At 34.4% G+C, this 2,125-nt stretch carries 1 protein-coding gene; it reads right to left on the minus strand.

Translation table 11 applies throughout. From position 1 onward, the window contains the following. Positions 1-2,125: condensation domain-containing protein (locus G9C87_RS20665; protein WP_172284687.1), on the minus strand; the 2,125-nt coding region annotated here is incomplete at both ends.

Here is a 2,125-nt window from a genome sequence, read left to right on the forward strand (position 1 = left end):
TTGTAAAAAGTACCATACTTCAAATATTCCTTAGTCTTCCCCATAATAGCTGATTCTCCTGCGGTTATTAAACCTTTCAATCCCTGAAGTCTCTCAACATTTAATAAACTGAAAAATGCGGGAGGTAAAGTCATCAAATCAATATAATTCTCAGAAATATAGTCCTCAAACGCATAGGGATCTTTTCTTACCTTATCATTAAGAATATAAAGAGTTTTGCTTGACACTAAGGCCATAAATATTTCCCAAATAGAAGCATCAAATGAAAATGAAGCAAATTGACCGATACAGGAGTAAGATCCGAGATCAAAAAGGTCTGCTTGGGACAATATCGTATTCACAATACCTGAATGCGTCGTTAATACTCCTTTAGGCTCACCGGTGGAACCGGAGGTATAAATGATATAAGCCACATCTGAACCTCCTGTTTCCTCTGAAACAAAATCACCTGCATAGCTTCCGTTAAACTCAACATCTATTGCAAATGAATTTCCTTCGTAAAAATCCAAATCAAACAAAAAGAAGGATTCCGTAATCAATAAATGCAATCCTTCACTCATGCTCGATTTTCTGGATTCTGGAAGGTTAGCATCTACTGGTACATACACGGCACCCAATTTTAGAATACCAAGAATGGAAATGATCTGTTTCTCACTACGCCCAAGCATTACACCTACATGATCTCCTTTTTGAATACCATAATCATTCTGAAGCTGAGAAGCTAAGGCATTAGCCTGATGATTCAGTTCTTCATAGCTCAATACTGTCTCTTCAAAAACAACAGCTACTGTTTCAGGATTTTTAGAGGCTTGTTCTTCAAATAAACTAATAATCGAAACATCTGAAGGGTAAACAACCCTGGTAGCATTAAATTCATTTAATAATAAATTCTTTTCTTCTGTTCCCAGATATTCAATATCAGATAGAGGTTGGTCTACAGAAGCATTAAATTTATCTATCATATTTCCAAAGTGGGAAATTAAAGAAACTATTGATGGACTGTGGAATAAGGACGAATTATATTTAAATTCTATATTTATTTCTTCTTTATCAGGAATAACGATAATATTGAAATCATAATTATTCAGGTCAAAGATTCCTGCTCCTTCAAATGATAATCCTGTAGAGGAAATAGTTTTTTCTTCTTCTTCCTTATCATTTCTCAAATGATTTTCAAAAACTATAATATTGTTGATCAAATCTTTTCCTAATGAAGATAAAGACTGAATCTCTGAAAGGCTGTTAAAATGGTAGCCTTTATTCCTGATAGAATCATCGTGTAGTTTTTTCAAAAGACTTCTTGGAGTTTCAGCTTCATCCAAACACACACGCACAGGAATGGTGTTGATAAATAGACCAATCATATTCTCTATACCTTCCAACTCTGCAGGTCTCCCCGATACCACTGATCCGAAAACAATTTCCTCAGAAGAATTATATTTACTCAATAGGTAAGACCACACTGCCTGTATATAGGTGTTTAAGGTAATTCCTAAATCTTTACAAAATGTATTGAGTATTTTAAATTCTTCTTGTCTTATACTAATTTTTTCTATGAGAAATAAAGGCTCTTCCTCTACTTCCTTTTTAAAAGGAATCAGTGTTGGAACACCTGTTCCTTTCAGATAGTTCATCCAATAGGCAGTAGCTTCTTCATTATCTACTCCTTCCAACCATTTGATGTAAGAAGAGTATTTCTGGGACTCAGGTAAACTGACAGCTTCTTCTTTCTGCAAAGAATTTAAAATTGTTGAAAAATTATTGATCAGAATACTTAAACACCATCCATCCATAATGATATGGTGATAGCTCCAGATAAATTCATATTCTCCGGACGACAGCTCAATGACTATCAGACGCATCTGAGTAGGCTTATCTAAAGCAAAACCATGAGCTATATCTTTCTGTTTGATCTTTTCTATATCTTCAGCAAAAGATGTTTTGTCTGACAATATCACATGTTGAAAGTCTACATGGGCTTTTTTGTGGACAAGCTGAAGCGGAATTTCTCCGTAATGGTTATCAAAGGAAGTTCGAAGAATGGTATAATGGTTAAGCAGAATACCAAAAGCTTCTTTTATACAACCTACATTAAGATCCGAGGATTTTACTCTGTAAGAAGTTT

The sequence above is a fragment of the Chryseobacterium sp. LAM-KRS1 genome (assembly GCF_013184525.1).
GTDB classification, from domain to species: domain Bacteria; phylum Bacteroidota; class Bacteroidia; order Flavobacteriales; family Weeksellaceae; genus Chryseobacterium; species Chryseobacterium proteolyticum.